Origin of the sequence: Candidatus Pantoea carbekii (assembly GCF_000971765.1) — a bacterium.
In the GTDB taxonomy this organism is placed as follows: domain Bacteria; phylum Pseudomonadota; class Gammaproteobacteria; order Enterobacterales; family Enterobacteriaceae; genus Pantoea_A; species Pantoea_A carbekii.
The window spans coordinates 897,351-914,950 of sequence record NZ_CP010907.1 but is presented as its reverse complement, the minus strand read 5'-3'; the positions used below and the strand labels follow the sequence as shown (position 1 = coordinate 914,950).

12 protein-coding genes, 2 tRNA genes and 1 pseudogene are annotated in these 17,600 nt (G+C 31.9%); 1 reads left to right on the top strand and 14 read right to left on the bottom strand.

The window, feature by feature from the left end; all coding sequences use genetic code 11:
• Positions 1 to 8 precede the first annotated feature (8 nt).
• The 7 genes and pseudogenes from gshA to pncC form a co-directional block, all read right to left on the bottom strand.
• Positions 9 to 1,577 (bottom strand): glutamate--cysteine ligase, encoded by a 1,569-nt coding sequence (gshA, locus tag BMSBPS_RS03240; protein ID WP_022564174.1) that lies wholly within the window; start codon positions 1,575 to 1,577, stop codon positions 9 to 11.
• 816 nt (positions 1,578 to 2,393) lie between these two features.
• Positions 2,394 to 2,467, bottom strand: a tRNA-Arg gene (locus BMSBPS_RS03235).
• Positions 2,468 to 2,482: 15 nt separating this feature from the next.
• Positions 2,483 to 2,572, bottom strand: a tRNA-Ser gene (locus BMSBPS_RS03230).
• A 202-nt stretch (positions 2,573 to 2,774) separates the two neighbouring features.
• The gene (gene csrA, locus BMSBPS_RS03225) at positions 2,775 to 2,960 is read right to left on the bottom strand and encodes a carbon storage regulator CsrA (RefSeq protein ID WP_022564173.1); all 186 of its coding nucleotides are present in this window, start codon (positions 2,958 to 2,960) and stop codon (positions 2,775 to 2,777) included.
• 215 nt (positions 2,961 to 3,175) lie between these two features.
• The gene (alaS, locus tag BMSBPS_RS03220) at positions 3,176 to 5,812 is read right to left on the bottom strand and encodes an alanine--tRNA ligase (RefSeq protein ID WP_046201171.1); all 2,637 of its coding nucleotides are present in this window, start codon (positions 5,810 to 5,812) and stop codon (positions 3,176 to 3,178) included.
• A 496-nt stretch (positions 5,813 to 6,308) separates the two neighbouring features.
• A pseudogene (gene recA / locus BMSBPS_RS03215) lies at positions 6,309 to 7,295 on the bottom strand (recombinase RecA); the annotation flags it as partial.
• A gap of 109 nt (positions 7,296 to 7,404) precedes the next feature.
• Positions 7,405 to 7,905 carry a nicotinamide-nucleotide amidase gene (pncC, locus tag BMSBPS_RS03210; protein WP_022564170.1) on the bottom strand — a complete coding sequence of 167 codons (501 nt, stop codon included), beginning with the start codon at positions 7,903 to 7,905 and terminating at the stop codon, positions 7,405 to 7,407.
• Between the two features lie 641 nt (positions 7,906 to 8,546).
• On the opposite strand from pncC, the gene mutS reads away from it, so the two are divergent.
• Positions 8,547 to 11,111 (top strand): DNA mismatch repair protein MutS, encoded by a 2,565-nt coding sequence (gene mutS, locus BMSBPS_RS03205; RefSeq protein WP_022564169.1) that lies wholly within the window; start codon positions 8,547 to 8,549, stop codon positions 11,109 to 11,111.
• A gap of 81 nt (positions 11,112 to 11,192) precedes the next feature.
• On the opposite strand, the gene rpoS is transcribed toward mutS, so the two are convergent.
• From rpoS to cysN, 7 genes are all read right to left on the bottom strand, one after another.
• Entirely contained in the window at positions 11,193 to 12,185 is a 993-nt protein-coding gene (rpoS, locus tag BMSBPS_RS03200) for an RNA polymerase sigma factor RpoS (RefSeq protein WP_022564168.1), read from the bottom strand.
• Between the two features lie 32 nt (positions 12,186 to 12,217).
• Positions 12,218 to 13,264, bottom strand: a complete 1,047-nt coding sequence (gene nlpD, locus BMSBPS_RS03195) for a murein hydrolase activator NlpD (protein WP_044169950.1) — start codon at positions 13,262 to 13,264, stop codon at positions 12,218 to 12,220.
• A gap of 529 nt (positions 13,265 to 13,793) precedes the next feature.
• Positions 13,794 to 14,276: a 2-C-methyl-D-erythritol 2,4-cyclodiphosphate synthase gene (ispF, locus tag BMSBPS_RS03190; RefSeq protein ID WP_044170066.1), complete on the bottom strand. Its 483-nt coding sequence runs from the start codon at positions 14,274 to 14,276 to the stop codon at positions 13,794 to 13,796.
• 13 nt (positions 14,277 to 14,289) lie between these two features.
• Complete coding sequence (gene ispD, locus BMSBPS_RS03185) at positions 14,290 to 14,988, bottom strand: 2-C-methyl-D-erythritol 4-phosphate cytidylyltransferase (protein WP_022564165.1); 699 nt, start codon at positions 14,986 to 14,988, stop codon at positions 14,290 to 14,292.
• A 56-nt stretch (positions 14,989 to 15,044) separates the two neighbouring features.
• Positions 15,045 to 15,314, bottom strand: coding sequence for a cell division protein FtsB (gene ftsB / locus BMSBPS_RS03180; protein ID WP_268748056.1), 270 nt, complete (start codon positions 15,312 to 15,314; stop codon positions 15,045 to 15,047).
• Positions 15,315 to 15,563: 249 nt separating this feature from the next.
• A complete protein-coding gene (gene cysC / locus BMSBPS_RS03175; RefSeq protein WP_022564163.1) occupies positions 15,564 to 16,169 on the bottom strand; it encodes an adenylyl-sulfate kinase in 606 nt (201 codons plus the stop codon).
• Positions 16,169 to 17,596 carry a sulfate adenylyltransferase subunit CysN gene (gene cysN / locus BMSBPS_RS03170; protein ID WP_022564162.1) on the bottom strand — a complete coding sequence of 476 codons (1,428 nt, stop codon included), beginning with the start codon at positions 17,594 to 17,596 and terminating at the stop codon, positions 16,169 to 16,171. The genes cysC and cysN overlap by 1 nt, the downstream gene beginning before the upstream one ends.
• Between the last annotated feature and the right edge of the window lie 4 nt (positions 17,597 to 17,600).

Genomic DNA, 17,600 nt, shown 5'->3' with positions numbered 1-17,600 from the left:
CTTTCATATTAATTTTGAAGATTTTTTAAATAACTTTCAAAATCAATTAAATCATTTTTTTCTATTTTCTTTTGGGCCTTGATTGAGTGATATGCTTGCCGCTTGAAATCATCTTCTCTTAGTAATTCTAATGGTTCTTTACACAACTGATTATGATACTTTTCCGCTAAGTATAAACCCGTTTTCATTAGACCATTCTTCTCAATCGCATCAAGTAAACGTGCTGAATAAGTTAAATTAGGGTTGTCAAATAATAGTGTTAGTTTAGAACAGACTTGACAATATTTTTTATTCAATTGATTTTTGTCAAATACTTTTGCAATACGATATAAATCTGCTAAAAGTGCTTTACCTATATGTTTTAATGTATATTCAGTTTTTTTATTGCTACCAATGAGGATAACTTGTCCTGGTTTTCGTCCTTCTATTATTACGCGATTCCAGTTTTCACATATATATAATAGTTCTTCGGTACTCATTTCCTGTGCATCTGCTAAAACACACCAGACTAAAAAAAGATCTAAAAAATATGTTTGATCAGCATCAATACCAATAGCAGAAAATGGGTTAACATCTAATGAGCGTATTTCAACATACTCAATGCCGCTACGTAATAAGGCCTCGGAGGGTGTTTCATCTGAATACACAATACACTTTGGTCGGATGGGCGTATATAATTCATTTTCGATTTGTAGAAAATTTGTATTAAGTTGTAGCCAATTACCATTTTTGTCCTTAGTATGCATCGCTACATATCTTTCTAATGGCATTTTAAGTGCCTTTTTTAAAATATTAAGATAACTTTCTAATGAATTAAAAGTTATACCTAAAATATTCTGCGAGTTGTTTGTATAGCCCAGATCACTTAACCGTAAAGATGTGGCATACGGCAAAAATAATGTGTTTTCATTATTACGTTGAAACGGTAATTCAATTTTAGCATTGTCTTGTAAAAAAGAAGAAAAAATAGCAGGTGAAGCACCAAATAAATACGAAATTATCCAACCAAAACGATAGTAATTGCGAATTAAACGCAAATAACCAGAGGAAATGATCCTCTTACCACTTTTTACATCTTGTATACCTTCGCGTTCTTGCCAAAATGATAATGGTAATGAAAAATTATAATGCACTCCTGAAATCATCTGCATTAAGGCACCATAACGATTTTTCAATCCTTTTCTGTATAATGTTTTCATTTTTCCAATATTAGAATCACCATATTGAGCAAGTTCAATATTATTGATATCATTAATAATACATGGCATACTAAAAGGCCACATAAGTTCACAATCAAGATTTTTTGATACATAACGATGTATATCACGTAAAAATGCCAACATATAATCAATCTTTTTGTTTGCAGGTGTGATAAATTCTAATAAAGTTTCAGCAAAATCTGTAGTAATCCATTTATGTTTTAAAGGCGATCCAAAAAGCATAGGATGCTTTGTAGTTGCTAGGTAACCATCTGGTTTTACGCGTAATGTTTCACGCTCAATACCACGACAAATATTCTTTAATACATCGGGGTGAGCTTCCAACCAGCAGAGCGCTTTTGATACGTCCGGAATCACATTAACCTCCTGCTGCGGAAAGAATTTATTTTTTTCTAGATAAATTTGTTTTGGTAAAGTTGAAGATACAAATACATTTTTTACTTACTACTATATACGTTATGAAACACTAATGACATGAATAAGATAACGTAACGTTTAGAAATATTGAATTAACAACTAATATTAATGTAGATTTAAAGGTAGGAATATGTATACTTTTATATTATTCAATTCGTTAGTACTAGAAGATAACTTATACTAAAATTTTCACTACAATATAATAATAATTCATTGTATTTATATCTTTCTTAATCGCTGAACACTATAATGCTTGATTTTTATAATCTTAATAATATAAGGCTATTATTACGTATAATTATTTTTTTAATATCTAATAAAAACGAGTCTTTTGATTATATTTAAAATATATCTGTAAAGATAATATGCTAATTATTCAAATCCCATTAATATTTTTAGCTAACTATATGACATGATGATAACCTATCAGTAATGAAATTTAATATCTTTGCGCTATTATTCAACATTTAATTTAAATACTATATTAACCATGATAGAAACATACAGATTTTATTCTATCAGATGAATGAATACATAAAACTTATATTCTATGAAAAAAACTTACTGATATTCTATATATTAATCTAAATACAATATTTTAAATTCCTGAATCAATATTCATCATGTATTTAAATAAATTTAAATGTAAATTTAAAATATAATGTTGTAATTACATCAAACAACTGATGATTTTTAAAAATGCACAATAATACCGTTCGTTATATTAATAAAAATTAATTTAGATCAAGACCAGTGTGCATCCAGGAGGATTCGAACCTCCGACCGCTCGGTTCGTAGCCGAGTACTCTATCCAGCTGAGCTATGGATGCATGATATAATAATGACGGTGAGACGGGGATTCGAACCCCGGATGCAGTGCGTAACCACATACTCCCTTAGCAGGGGAGCGCCTTCAACCTCTCGGCCATCTCACCTTTTCAAGTCTATTAACAACTATATTTATTCTATACTGTCTACTATTATTATACAAAGTATGTTACTTCTCTATATTTATAAGTCAAATGGTTTTTAAAAACTTATAGTATATTTATACATATTAAGCTAATATAACGAAACAAACACAAAAAATAAATATTGACAGTGCGTCAAAAAATTACGTGAAGCACTGTCAATCCGTTAATAATTCGAGGTTTGAGTTTTTTCAGCTTGAATACGCTGATATATTTCTTCACGATGTACCGAAACTTTTTTAGGTGCGCTAACACCTATACGTACTTGGTTACCTTTTACTCCCAGCACCGTTACAGTTACCTCATCGCCAATTACGAGAGTCTCACCAACTCGACGAGTTAGAATAAGCATTCTTTGCTCCTTGAAGTATTATAAAAAGTCTGGCCTGTAAGTTTTTCGCCTACACTCATCATATGATGCTGAAAAATGCTTATGATAAATATATTCATGCGCTTTATTACGCCTAATACATGTTCCCGATAGTTAGTTTAGCCAAATAATTTTACATTAACCAGACTTCATCATTACTTTAGCGTTTGTTTGTACGATGCTTAATATTGTTTTTTTTAAAGTCGATTATTTACCCAAGTATGTACACTAGATAATGCATTACCTAAAGCTTGTATATTCATTCCACCACCAGCTTGAGCTATATCAGGTCGCCCACCACCTTTTCCACCAACTTTTTTTACTAATTCATTTATTAAATCAATAGCTTGAATTTTTTTTGTCAAATCCGGTGTTATACCAGCTATCAATGAAATTTTACCTTTAGAAACAATTGCTAGTACAATGATAGCTGATCCCAGTTGAGCTTTGAGCTTATCCATTATATTACGCAACATTGTAGGTTTAACATCTTCTAATTTACTTACTAGCAATTTAGTACTTTTCAGTTCAACAGCTTTTTTACTTAGTACAATGCTTTCACGTATAACGTGTTGCTCTTGCAACTCTTTTAATTCCTTTTCCAATGTACGTAGATAATCAAGCATACTGCAAATTTTTTCTTTAAAATTACTTTGATTCGCTTTTACTAAACGCATTACATCTTGTATTTGCCTTTTTTGAAAATGTACTTGCTCTAATGCAATTTCACCTGTAAAGGCTTCAATACGACGCACTTTCATTGCTACACTCGATTCAGACTGAATAAAAAATAAACCGATTTCACCAGTACGCATAACGTGGGTTCCGGTACACAGTTCACTTGAAAAATTACCTATGGTCAATAAGCGCACGTACTGATCATATTTTTCACCAAACAATGCTATTGCTCCCTTCTTCTTTGCTATATCGAAATTTACAATTTCATTTTTTACTTTAAGATTATAACGTATTTGCTTATTTACAATATTTTCAATATTACAAATTTGTTGAGGTGTTAAAGCTTCAAAATGAAAAAAATCAAAACGTAAATATTTATCATTTATTAATGATCCCTTCTGCACTACATGTTCTCCGAGTACTTCGCGCAGTGCCGTATGCAATAAATGTGTGGCTGAATGATTCAGACTAATGCATTTACGACGAACTTCATTAACCTGTGCATTTATATGATCACCAATACATAAATTACCTGTTTTCAATTGGCCAATATGACCGATAGCTTTGTTATATTTTTGAGTATTTTCAACATTAAATTCAGTGTTATTACCTATTAGTATACCTGTATCACCTATCTGACCACTAGATTCACTATAAAATGGTGTTTCATTTAAAAATACTACAGCATTTTGACCAGAAAAAATTTGATGAACTTTTTGGCAATTAACAAATATTGCTTGTACAGTAGAGTCGACGTTTAACTGCTCGTAACCTTTAAAGTTAGATTCTATATCAATACAAATGGTGTTATTGTAATTAGCTTTAAAAATATTTTCTGCTCTATATGCACGTTGACGTTGTTGTTTCATAGCTATTTCAAAACCATTTTTATCAATTTTCAAGTTACGCTCACGGCATATTTCTTCTGTCAAATCCATCGGAAATCCAAAAGTGTCATAAAGATCGAATACAGTTTGACCATCAACAGTATTGTTTGTTAGGTTGGACAATTTTTCATCTAATATTACTAAACCACGTGTCAGGATTTTGGAGAATTGTTCTTCTTCTTCTTTTAGAATATTTTCAATATATACTTGTTTGTACTTTATATTGTTAGCTACATGATCCATGACCTCTATAAGAGGTGTAATAAATCTATAGAAAAAAGTTTCCTTGATGCCTATTTTATTACCATGTCGAACTGCTCGACGAATAATACGCCGTAGAACATAACCACGATATGCATTTGATGGTATTACACCATCAGCAATTAAAAAAGCACATGAACGTATATGGTCAGCAATAACATACAGCGATTGGCTATGAAAATCATCATCTAATCCAATTATCTTTTTGATGCGATTAATAAGCTTTTTAAACAAATCTATTTCATAATTTGAATGTACATTCTGCAATACAGCAGCAAGACGTTCCAGTCCCATTCCTGTATCAATTGATGGTTTTTTTAGTAGTGTCATGGAACCATCAGGGTGACGATTAAATTGTATAAATACAATATTCCAAATCTCAATGCATTGATCACGATTATCTTCAGAAACCGAGAGTGGATTTTTTGAAATATCATCACCATGATTATAGAAAATTTCAGTACAAGGACCACATGGACCGGTATCACCCATCTGCCAGAAGTTGTCTGATGAATAAGCATCGCCTTTATTATTACCAATACAAATAATACGGTCTGTAGCGACACCAATATTATTTTTCCAAATTCCTAGCGTTTCATCGTCGTTTTCATAGACAGTAATCCATAGACGCTCTTTTGGTAAATTAAACCATTGATTAGAGGTTAATAATTCCCAAGCATAACTAATAGCCTCTTTCTTAAAATAATCACCGAAACTAAAATTTCCTAACATTTCAAAAAAAGTATGATGACGAGCTGTATAACCAACATTTTCAAGATCATTATGTTTGCCACCAGCACGTACACAACGTTGTGAAGTAGTTACACGTTTATAATCGCACCTATCTTGACCAATAAAAACATTTTTAAACTGTACCATCCCTGCATTTGTAAACAACATCGTGGGATCATTATCTGGTATAAGGGAACTGCTAGAAATAATTTGATGCCCCTTAGTGTGAAAAAAATTTAAAAACGTTTGACGAATTTCATCAGTACTTTTGCTCATAAATTTCCTAAAAACCATTCTTACAAAATTTTCTTTCAATGATAATCTGCATATATTATACAATGCCAATATAGTTTAGCATTAATTGTGGAAGATAAGATTTGAATCTAAATTAATAATAAATATGCTTTAAATAATTTATTGAAAGTTAAATTTATTTCAACCATTCAAAATAAATTGGATTATTATAATGCTATTTTTACTGTGTCATTTAATTTGTTATTATATGTAATTAATCTTCTGCGTATTTTTAAAAAAATATTTTAACAACTTCAATAAAGTTAATATATTATATTGCTAATTATTTTAATAAAATGTTTAGATGGTATCTTTTTAAAAGATATCTATTAAAATAGAATATTTAGAAGGAAGATACATATAAAAATTAGACATGCCTCTTTTATAAAATTTATCAAAGCTTCTCTTTATTTTCAATGAATTTTTTATTTTCTTCAGCAAAGACATCTATTGCATCTATCTCCATTTTTGTGCCTGTTAAGAGCAAATTACGTAATTTTTTATCAATTTCGTTTGCAATCAGCACATTTGCTCTAAGAAAATTAGTGGCGTTCATTTTACCTTGGCCAATTTTATTACCATTATAACTATACCAAGCGCCTGCTTTCTCTATCATTTTATATTTTACACCTAAATCTAATAATTCACCAAAAGTGTTAATACCTTCACCATACATAATCTGAAATTCAGCCTGTTTAAATGGTACAGCGACTTTATTTTTAACTACTTTTACTCGAGTTTCGCTACCTACGACTTCATCGCCTTCTTTGATAGCACCAATGCGGCGAATATCAAGACGAACCGACGCATAAAATTTTAATGCGTTTCCACCGGTAGTAGTTTCTGGATTACCAAACATAACACCGATTTTCATACGAATTTGGTTAATAAAAATCAACAATGTATTAGATTGTTTTAAATTACCTGCTAATTTACGCATTGCTTGACTCATCATACGTGCTGCTAAACCCATATGTGAATCACCAATTTCACCTTCAATTTCTGCTTTCGGCGTTAATGCAGCTACAGAGTCGACAATGATTACGTCAACAGCACCTGAGCGAGCTAGTGCATCACATATCTCTAATGCCTGTTCACCAGTATCTGGTTGTGAACATAGTAAATTATCAATGTCCACACCTAATTTTTTGGCATAAGTAGGGTCAAGTGCATGTTCAGCATCAATAAAAGCACACGTTTTCCCTTGAATTTGAGCTGAAGAAATGACCTGCAAAGTCAAAGTGGTTTTACCAGACGATTCCGGCCCATAAATTTCAACAATACGGCCTATTGGTAAACCACCTGCACCCAGTGCAATATCTAATGATAGTGAACCAGTAGAGATGGTTTCAATATCCATTGATCGATTTTCACCTAATCGCATGATAGATCCTTTACCAAACTGTTTTTCAATTTGACTTAATGCAGCCGCTAATGCTTTCTGTTTATTCTCGTCAATCGCCATTATCTACTACTCCTACATTACTTACTTGCTCCCAGGTAGTGCTACATGAACTAACGATATTGTTTTAATACATATTTAATGATTAATTATACTGTATGCTCATACAGTATCAACTAAAATTTTTTAGAAATTGATCATGTAACACTTGCAATGCTCGGATAACTGATTGACCACGTATTGTACTGCGAGTACCTGAAAACATATTGAGATAAGTGAATATTTGTCTATCAGGACCAGTAATTGCAAACCATACTGTACCAACTGGCTTAGTTAAAGTACCACCATTTGGCCCTGCTATCCCACTGACGGCGATACCATATTCTGCCGAAGCAGCCTTGCAGGCACCTAGAACCATTTCAGATACAGTCTGCTTGCTAACTGAACCATAGTATGCAAGCGTAGCAGCTTGTACACCAAGCATCTGCTGTTTTGCTTCATTACTATAAGCTATAAATCCACGTTCAAACCATTTAGAACTGCCATGAATATCTGTAAGTACTTTAGCAATCCATCCGCCAGTACAAGATTCGGCTACAGTAACTTTTTCTCTACGACATCTTAATTTTTTACCAATACATTTACTTAACCAATATGATTTCTTATCATACATTATTTTTTCCTATTATATGAGAACGTTTCTTGTGAACATATAAAATATTTATACATACTTTGAAACTCAATCATGAATATTGAATCATTTTTATTCTCAAATTTAGTATCATTTTACAATTCTTATACGATAACAGATCAATCTCTAAAGATAGGCAAGCTAACTTTCTAATATGAATAATTATTTAATTATGAAGAGCTGTTAAATTGATGGAAAAATTATTTATGAAGTTTTGATTTACTATTTTATAAAAAATCAAATCATAAAATTGATAATAATAATAGATATTAAAATAATCTCATATATTTAAATTAACTAATAATTTATATTAAATTTAATTTAAAAGGTTTGTATTTATAAAAAATTCATTTTTAAAATGAATGTAATTTCATTATGATTATTCGTGTATCTTAAATTAATTGGTATATATATGAAATATCGATTTAGTTTATTGAAATAAAAGTTTAGCTAATATACTAAAACAAAAAGTCCATATATTAAAATGATTGTTTTTATAATATAATTTATATATCAAAAACTAATTTATCTACAAAAATACATTAGAATTCTATAAAAATCATGTGTTATTTAGCACTAAATCATTAAGCAAAAATATTTTAAAAATCAAAGGATAAATTGAGATGAACTCTAATGTTCATACACCAATGATACAACAATATCTAAAACTCAAATCTGAGAATCCCGATATTTTACTATTTTACCGTATGGGTGATTTTTACGAACTTTTTTATGATGATGCTAAGCGCGCCTCCCAGTTATTAGATATTTCATTAACTAAACGCGGTTATTCAGGAGGTGCACCTATTCCAATGGCTGGTGTGCCTTATCATTGTATAGAAAGTTATTTAGCAAAACTAATAAAACTAGGGGAATCAGTAGCTATCTGTGAACAAGTTAATGATATTATATCTCATAAAGGTGTAGTTGAACGTAGAATTACTCGAATTGTAACACCAGGAACTATTAGTGATGAAGAATTATTACCAGATCGATTGGATAATTTACTCGCGGCTATTTTCCAAAATCAATTAGGTTTCGGTTATGCTACACTAGATATTAGTTCTGGTCGTTTTTGCTTAAATGAACTTACTGATGAAATGAAAATGGCAGCAGAGTTGCATCGCACTGATCCAGTAGAACTATTATACCCTGAAAATTTTCAAGCGATGCAACTCATTGAACAACGTCACGGACTGCGTCGTCGTCCACTCTGGGAGTATGACATTGATACTGCTTCCCAACAACTTAATATGCAATTTGGTACTTACGACCTTAGTGGTTTTGGAGTTCATCAAGCATATTTAGCACTACGGGCTGCAGGTTGTTTATTACAATACGTCAAAAATACTCAGCGTAGTTCTTTACCTCATATTACTTCTATCAGTATAGAAAGGCAGCAAGATAGTATCATGATAGATACAGCTACGCGCCGAAACCTTGAAATTACTCAAAACTTAGCAGGTGGAATAGAAAATACGTTAATTACGGTACTAGATAAAACTGTTACAGCAATGGGTAGTAGAATGCTAAAACGCTGGTTACATATGCCGTTACGTAATTTTGATATTATTAAACAACGACAACAATCCATCAGAGAATTACAAATTATTAGTGAAGATATACAATCTGTACTTCATAAAATTGTTGATTTAGAACGTGTTGTAGCTCGAATCGCATTACGGACTGCACGTCCTCGTGATCTAGCACGCATCCGTGATACTTTTCAACAATTACCTGAATTACATAAACAATTGGCCAATGTTGAAGTTGAACAGCTGATTGACATACGTCTGAAAATAGGTTATTTCCATGAGCTACGTGCGCTTCTTGAAAACGCTATAATTGAATGTCCACCAGCTCTAATAAGAGATGGTGGTGTTATTGCAACAGGCTATAATACCAAGCTTGACGAATATCGTTCACTAGCTAACGATGCTAATAGTTATCTTAAACAACTAGAAATTCGTGAACGTAAAAAATTAGGCCTAGATACTTTAAAAGTTAATTTCAATGCTGTACATGGTTATTACATTCAAATCAATCGCGCTCACAGTCATTTAGTCCCAATAAATTACATACGACGTCAAACTCTCAAAAATGTTGAGCGCTATATTATTCCAGAATTAAAAGAATATGAAAATCAAGTTATAAATTCTAAAAATAAGGCACTAGCTCTAGAAAAAAATTTATATGATAAGCTTTTTGACCAATTTTTACCTTATCTTGAAGCACTGAAAGCAAGTGCTGCTGCATTAGCAGAACTAGATGTGTTAACAAATCTATCGGAACGAGCTCAAATTCTTAATTACTGCTGCCCAATATTACAGCAAGACATCGGTATTTATATTAAAAATGGACGACATCCCGTCGTTGAACAAGTTTTAAAACAACCTTTTATCTCTAATTCTCTTGCTCTGTCGTCTCAAAACCATATGCTGATTATTACTGGTCCGAATATGGGTGGTAAAAGCACTTATATGCGCCAAACAGCTCTAATTGTTCTTATGGCATGGATTGGCAGTTATGTACCTGCAGAGGAAATGGCTATTGGTCCAATAGATAGTATATTTACACGTATTGGTGCAACAGATGATTTAGCATCCGGCCGTTCAACCTTTATGATCGAAATGACCGAAACTGCTAATATTCTTTATAATGCAACTAAAAATAGTCTAGTACTTGTAGATGAAATTGGAAGAGGTACTTCTACATATGATGGTTTATCATTAGCATGGGCATGTGCAGAACGCCTGGCACACTATATTAAATCAATGACACTTTTTGCAACACATTATTTCGAGTTAACTAAATTGCCTGAAGAGATAGAAGGCATATTAAATGTACATTTAGATGTCGTTGAACATAGCAATGGAATTGCTTTTATGCATAGTGTACGAACTGGAGCGGCAAGTAAAAGTTATGGGTTAGCCGTTGCCGCATTAGCAGGGATACCCAAAGAAGTTCTCAAATGTGCACGATATAAGCTAAAAGAGCTCGAAAGTTTATCAGATAGCCCACCTGTTACCGCTCAGAAATTTATAAACAAAGGGTCACAATTATCCTTATCTGTATTAGCAAAAGAAAAAATCTTATTAATAAAAGAGAATATAGAAGCTATAGATCCGGACAACCTGACCCCTAAAGAGGCTCTTGAGTGGATTTACAGACTCAAAAGTCTTATTTAATTCATAATTAAATATTAAAAAAAACGCAATGCATTAATATATATATATGATAGTACTATTAATGTATGACCATATATAATATTATTTTTGAAATAGCGATTCTATATTAAGCCCTTGCGTTTGCAGAATTTCACGCAGACGACGTAAACCTTCAACTTGGATTTGACGAACACGCTCTCGAGTTAAACCTATCTCTCGACCTACATCTTCTAATGTTGATGCCTCATAACCTAATAAACCAAAACGACGTGCTAATACTTCACGCTGCTTAGCATTTAGTTCAAATAACCACTTAACGATGCTTTGTTTCATATCATCGTCTTGTGTAGTGTCTTCTGGACCATTATCTTTATCATCAGCTAAGACATCCAACAGTGCTTTTTCTGAATCTCCACATAGTGGAGTATCAACTGATGTGATACGTTCATTAAGACAAAGCATACGGCTGACATCATCAACAGGTTTATATAGTTGTTGTGCAATTTCTTCAGCACTTGGTTCGTGATCCAGTTTATGTGAAAGTTCACGCGCAGTACGTAAATAAACATTTAACTCTTTTACAATATGAATTGGTAAACGAATAGTACGAGTTTGATTCATAATAGCTCTTTCAATAGTCTGACGAATCCACCAAGTAGCGTATGTTGAAAATCGAAATCCTCGTTCTGGATCAAATTTTTCCACTGTGCGAATTAAACCTAGATTACCTTCTTCAATCAGATCTAATAACGCTAATCCGCGATTACTATAACGACGAGCAATTTTCACGACTAAACGTAAATTACTTTCTATCATACGACGACGTGAAGCAATATCCCCACGTAATGCACGACGTGCAAATAATACTTCTTCTTCTGCTGTTAATAGTGGAGAATAACCTATTTCAGCTAAATAGAGCTGTGTAGCATCTAAAACACATTGTGTTATACCCTGAGATAATAATTCATCTTCTGCTAATTCGTTATCAACAGGTTCATTTTCAACAATAACTTCCTCATCAAAAACCTCAGATCCATTTTCATCAAACTCTGAATCAACCTTTAACTTATTGATTTCTGGCTTATTATGGTTCATAAGCGATTCCTGTCCGTGATGAAAAAGCAGAACTAATTCATTCTACCGTATGATTGCTTCGGTAAATAAAGTAAGGGATTTACGGATTTGCCCTTATAACGAATTTCAAAGTGTAATCTTACCGAATTAATGTCTGTTTTACCCATAGTAGCAATTTTTTGTCCTGCTTTAACTTGCTGTTTTTCTTTGACTAATACTGTATTATTATGAGCATAAGCACTTAAATAATTATTATCATGTTTAATAATAATTAAATTACCATAGCCATGCAGTGCATTACCTGAATACACTACTTTTCCTGAAGCAGTAGCAAAAACAGGCTGTCCATATGAACCGCCAATATCAATTCCTTTGTTGCCATGCTCTGCAGAAGAGAATTCGCTAATGATCTTACCATGAGTTGGCCAATACCAACTAGTGGTTTGTGTAACTAAAGGTGCTTTACTAACAGAAAGTATCACTTTATTGTTTAGTTTCTTTGAGATAAATAATTTGTGATCTGAAGCAGTTACTAAATTAACAGCACAAATAGGTTGTTGTATAACAGGATTACATTTGATTTTTGATTGCTGTATATTATTTACTATATTGTTTTGAGTATCATTTTTTTTATTAATTATTGAACTACTACTATTAGTTTTCTTATTAACCCTTACCTTCAATATTTGTGCATGAATAACAATATAAGGTTTTGAAATTTTATTATATTTCGCTAAATTACGAACATTGTTTCCAGTAACCCAGGTTATGTAGAATAGAGTATCATCGTTTTGCACAGTGTAAATGTTAAAATGGTATATTTTTTTCGGAATCTTTATATAATTTCTATTATATACCATATACTTATGATCATTCAGCTGATGTTTTTTACTGAAAACAGTTGATTTAGATCCATTTACTTCCTTCTTATTTTGCTTTGTTAGCATAGTATTACTTAAAGATGATGTTATGGTAGACATTACTTTATTCTTAATCTGTCTAATGGGAGCTGGACTAGTGCAGTAGCTACATCCTATCAACCAAACACTTCCCAATAAAAATACTGTTAAACAACGCAATTGAAAGACTATGCCTTCCATATTTATTGCTTCCCCACTATCCCCCACAATAGCAATGTTAAAAACCTTTTTTTAATTAATTAGTTAGTTATGTATTTATATTAAATGTTGATTATTATCATTCGTATTCATTAAACTTTAAAAGTTTTTTGCTTTGAATATCATACATTATAAATGTATTTGTAATATAGAATGTTATTATTTTTATTTAAAATAAAGATAAAACATTTTATCAACTACAAAATAATGGTGATAGCTATATATTAACGACTATATTGAGATATAGCTCAAATTTTACATACGCATACAAAAGTTAATGATGGGAATTGTTGTATAGCGGTAAATTTTTATAGGTAAGTATTACAGAATCATTGCCAACTTATATGAAAAGTTCTTATTTTATTCTTAAATAATATTTAACATCAATGTGATGGAATCAAAATTCTTTTTAAAACAATAACTCAAAATTCTTGCTATAATCTGTGACACAAGAAAAACAAGAGTGTTGCATTACCATCGAATTGACAGCTATTAAGTCTAAACTTAGAATTTATTGTTTATTATGGTATTTTAATAGAGAAAGAGCTTCACAAGCAATTCCTTCACCTCGACCAATAAAACCTAATTTTTCATTCGTAGTTGATTTAATACTAATACGATGAACGTCACAACCGAGATCTTTAGAAATATTGATTCGCATTTGTGGGATATATAACAACATTTTAGGTGCTTCAGCAATAATAGTTAGGTCAAGATTACCGATTATATAGCTGTTAAGTTGAATCAAATGCCAAATTTTACGCAATAAATCACGACTATTTGCGTTTTTAAATTTTTGTTCTGTATTAGGAAAGATTTCTCCAATATCTCCCATTGCAAGAGCACCAAGCAATGCATCCATCAAAGCATGTAATGCTACATCACCATCAGAATGTGCAACAACTCCCTGTTTAAAAGGGATATTTACACCTCCAATTACTAAGGGCCTATTACCCCCAAATGCATGAATATCGAAACCATGACCTATACGTATCATATTCTGATTTTTAAATATAGTTAAGATAGGAAGCGGCTAATGCTAAATCTTCTGGTTGAGTTAACTTAATGTTATCATTTCGCGCACTGATTAAATCGGGATAATAACCGCAATATTCAAGAGCTGAAGAATCATCGGTAATTATAGCACCTTTATTTATAGCATATATAAGACAATTTTTTAACAAAAGATAAGGGAAAAATTGAGGTGTTAAAGCATGCCACAAATTTTGACGTTCGATAGTACATGAAATAACAGCTTTACCTCTCATACTTCGCTTGATAGTATCATTCACTGGGACTGCTAAAATCGCACCAATTTTATTGTCCTGGCTACGACAAGCTAATAAACGTTTTAAATCATCCATATGTAAACAAGGACGTACTGCATCGTGTACTAATACCCAATTAGATTTGACAGCTACTAAACATGCTAAAACCGATTCTGCACGTGTAGTACCACCTATCACACGAAGTACTCGCGAATCTTTTGAGAACGGTAATGCATCAAACCAACCATCATTTATACTCAGTGCTACTACTGCTTTTTTGATTTGCGAGTGTGATAATAAACAGGTAATACTATGTTCAAGTACTGTAGATTGACCTATAGTTAGATATTGTTTGGGACATATAGTTTGCATACGACTACCGATACCAGCAGCAGGTACCAAGGCAATGATATCTATCCCTATAGAACAGCTATTCATAATTAATTATTACCAATTTGTATGCCTAATATTATATATAATGATCTATTTATCATCTATTGCGGTATATGTACTAAACGATAAAAAACCTCACCCGGTTTGATCATATTTAGTTCATTACGTGCATGTTCTTCAAGTGTTTCATATCCCGTAGTAAGTTCATCAATTTCAATAAATAACTGACGGTTACGTGCTTTAAGTTTAGCATTGTTTACTTGCTGTGACAATACAGCGCTATTGATACGCATGTAATCATGTATGCCATTTTTTCCTAACCATAAGGAATATTGTAGCCATCCAAGTAGCATAAGTAGAATCCAAATAATTGCTTTCCCATCCTACTACCTCCCTAAATACAGCTCAATTATTCCCTATAATTATTTTTGAAAATTTCAATAAAATGTGTATACATAACATATGTGATAATATATGTATTATTAAAATAATTTAACCTATATTATGAATATGAATCACTATGATTTAGATAGAATCTGATCTTTATAGTATAGAAATGATTAAGTATTCAAAAAATTTTCGATACTAAAGTAAGTAACATGAATGCTATTAAAAGTTTTTTAAAAATTAATAATATTACGTTGACGTAAAAAATTTAACACTTGAATATTCAAGACGTTAATTGGTTTCTCTCCATCAACATGAATCTCTGGATTGTTTGGTATTTCGTATAAGCTATCTAGTCCAGTAAAATTGAGCAGTTGACCAGAACGTGCTTTTTTATATAAATTTTTAGGATCACGTTCTTCGCATACTTGCAATGGAGTGTCAACATATATTTCAATAAAATGGCCTTTTCCTAATAAATTACGCACCATTTTCCGTTCAGAAGAAAACGGAGAAATGCACGCCACTAATACTACTAGCCCTGCATCAACCATGAGTTTTGCTACTTCTCCAACACGACGAATGTGTTCTTTTCGATCACTATTACTAAATCCAAGATCACGACATAAACCATGACGTATATTATCACCATCTATTAAATAAGTACTAATACCTAATTGATAAAATTGTTGCTCCAGCGAATTAGCTAAAGTAGATTTTCCGGAACCTGAAAGTCCAGTGAACCAAAGTAGAATACTTTGATGACCATGTCGATACTCGCGATCAATACGCGTTATTTTAGACTTATGCCATACTAAATTATGATCATACAATTTCATTAATTACGACCTAATAAATTTCGAGTATGCCAGTGTGGAAAATAACGACAAATAAAATTATTCAATTCTAACTCAAAATTACTATACTCGTGGTTCTGATAACCCTTTAGTTGCAGTTGATTAATCATACCTGCTCCTACAGTATTATTGCTTATTCGATCGATAAAGATCATACCGCCAGTAACTCGATTTTGATGATATTCATCTAAGGCCATCGGTTCCTCAAAAGAGATTTCAACTAAACCAATACCATTAAGTGAAATTTTATCAGTAATATGTTTTTGTAATGTATTTATTGCTATTTGGTAGAAAATTTTTTCTATGCTAACTCGAGTTTTTCTATTAGCTATTTTTACCTCATAATTTTGGCCTACTTTTAATGGTTGTTCTACCATCCATACCACATCAACAGTTGCAGATTGCACTACTTTTATAGTAGTATCTTTTGAATCAACTAATAAATCGCCACGACTAACGTCAATTTCATCTTTAAATATTAAAGTTATTGCTTCACCAGAACTTACCTTTTGTAGATCTCCATCAAATGTTACTATACGTGCTATAGTAGTGTGAACTCTAGATGGTAATACTTTTAAACATTGTCCTACATGCAACATTCCAGAAATTAGAGTGCCGGAATAACCACGAAATTTACAATTTTGCCGGTTAACATATTGCACTGGAAAACGTACAGGTTGATTATCATTCATACGATTAACATTTGTCATTTCCAATATTTCAATCAATGTTGGACCAGTATACCATTTCATATTGTGACTCGATATAGCTACGTTATCGCCTTCTAATGCTGATATTGGCACAAACTTTATATTAAGATCTTCAGATAACTGAGTAGCAAAATCGCAATAATCTTTTTTTATCTTTTCAAAGATTTCTTTTCTATACTGTATTAAATCCATTTTGTTAACAGCTACCACTAAATGTTTAATACCTAATAATACAGATATAAAACTATGTCGACGCGTTTGATCTAATAGACCTTTCAATGCATCGATTAATAAAATAGCTAAATCGCTAGTAGAAGCAGCTGTCGCCATATTACGAGTATACTGTTCATGTCCTGGCGTGTCAGCAATGATAAACTTGCATTTTTCAGTAGAGAAATAACGATAAGCAATATCAATGGTAATACCTTGTTCACGTTCAGCTTGTAACCCATCTATTAGTAAAGCTAAATCAAGTTTTTTTCCTTGTGTGCCATGACGTTTATTATCACGATATAAAGATGAAAGTTGATCTTTATAAATATGTCCAGTATCGAGTAATAACCGACCAATTAACGTACTTTTACCGTCATCTACACTGCCACATGTCATAAAACGGAGTGAATTTTTATATTTTTGTTCAACTAACCAGGCTTCTATGCCACCTTTATCAGCAATCTGTTTTACAGTAATACTATTCATCTAT

What these genes read in the sequence shown, in the direction of transcription:
- pncC (WP_022564170.1), bottom strand. Translation starts at nt 7,905, where the DNA reads ATGTATGATAAGAAATCATATTGGTTAAGTAAATGTATTGGTAAAAAA.
- cysC (WP_022564163.1), bottom strand. Translation starts at nt 16,169, where the DNA reads ATGAAATTGTATGATCATAATTTAGTATGGCATAAGTCTAAAATAACG.
- ispD (WP_022564165.1), bottom strand. Translation starts at nt 14,988, where the DNA reads ATGAATAGCTGTTCTATAGGGATAGATATCATTGCCTTGGTACCTGCT.
- csrA (WP_022564173.1), bottom strand. Translation starts at nt 2,960, where the DNA reads ATGCTTATTCTAACTCGTCGAGTTGGTGAGACTCTCGTAATTGGCGAT.
- mutS (WP_022564169.1), top strand. Translation starts at nt 8,547, where the DNA reads ATGAACTCTAATGTTCATACACCAATGATACAACAATATCTAAAACTC.
- cysN (WP_022564162.1), bottom strand. Translation starts at nt 17,596, where the DNA reads ATGAATAGTATTACTGTAAAACAGATTGCTGATAAAGGTGGCATAGAA.
- nlpD (WP_044169950.1), bottom strand. Translation starts at nt 13,264, where the DNA reads ATGGAAGGCATAGTCTTTCAATTGCGTTGTTTAACAGTATTTTTATTG.
- alaS (WP_046201171.1), bottom strand. Translation starts at nt 5,812, where the DNA reads ATGAGCAAAAGTACTGATGAAATTCGTCAAACGTTTTTAAATTTTTTT.
- rpoS (WP_022564168.1), bottom strand. Translation starts at nt 12,185, where the DNA reads ATGAACCATAATAAGCCAGAAATCAATAAGTTAAAGGTTGATTCAGAG.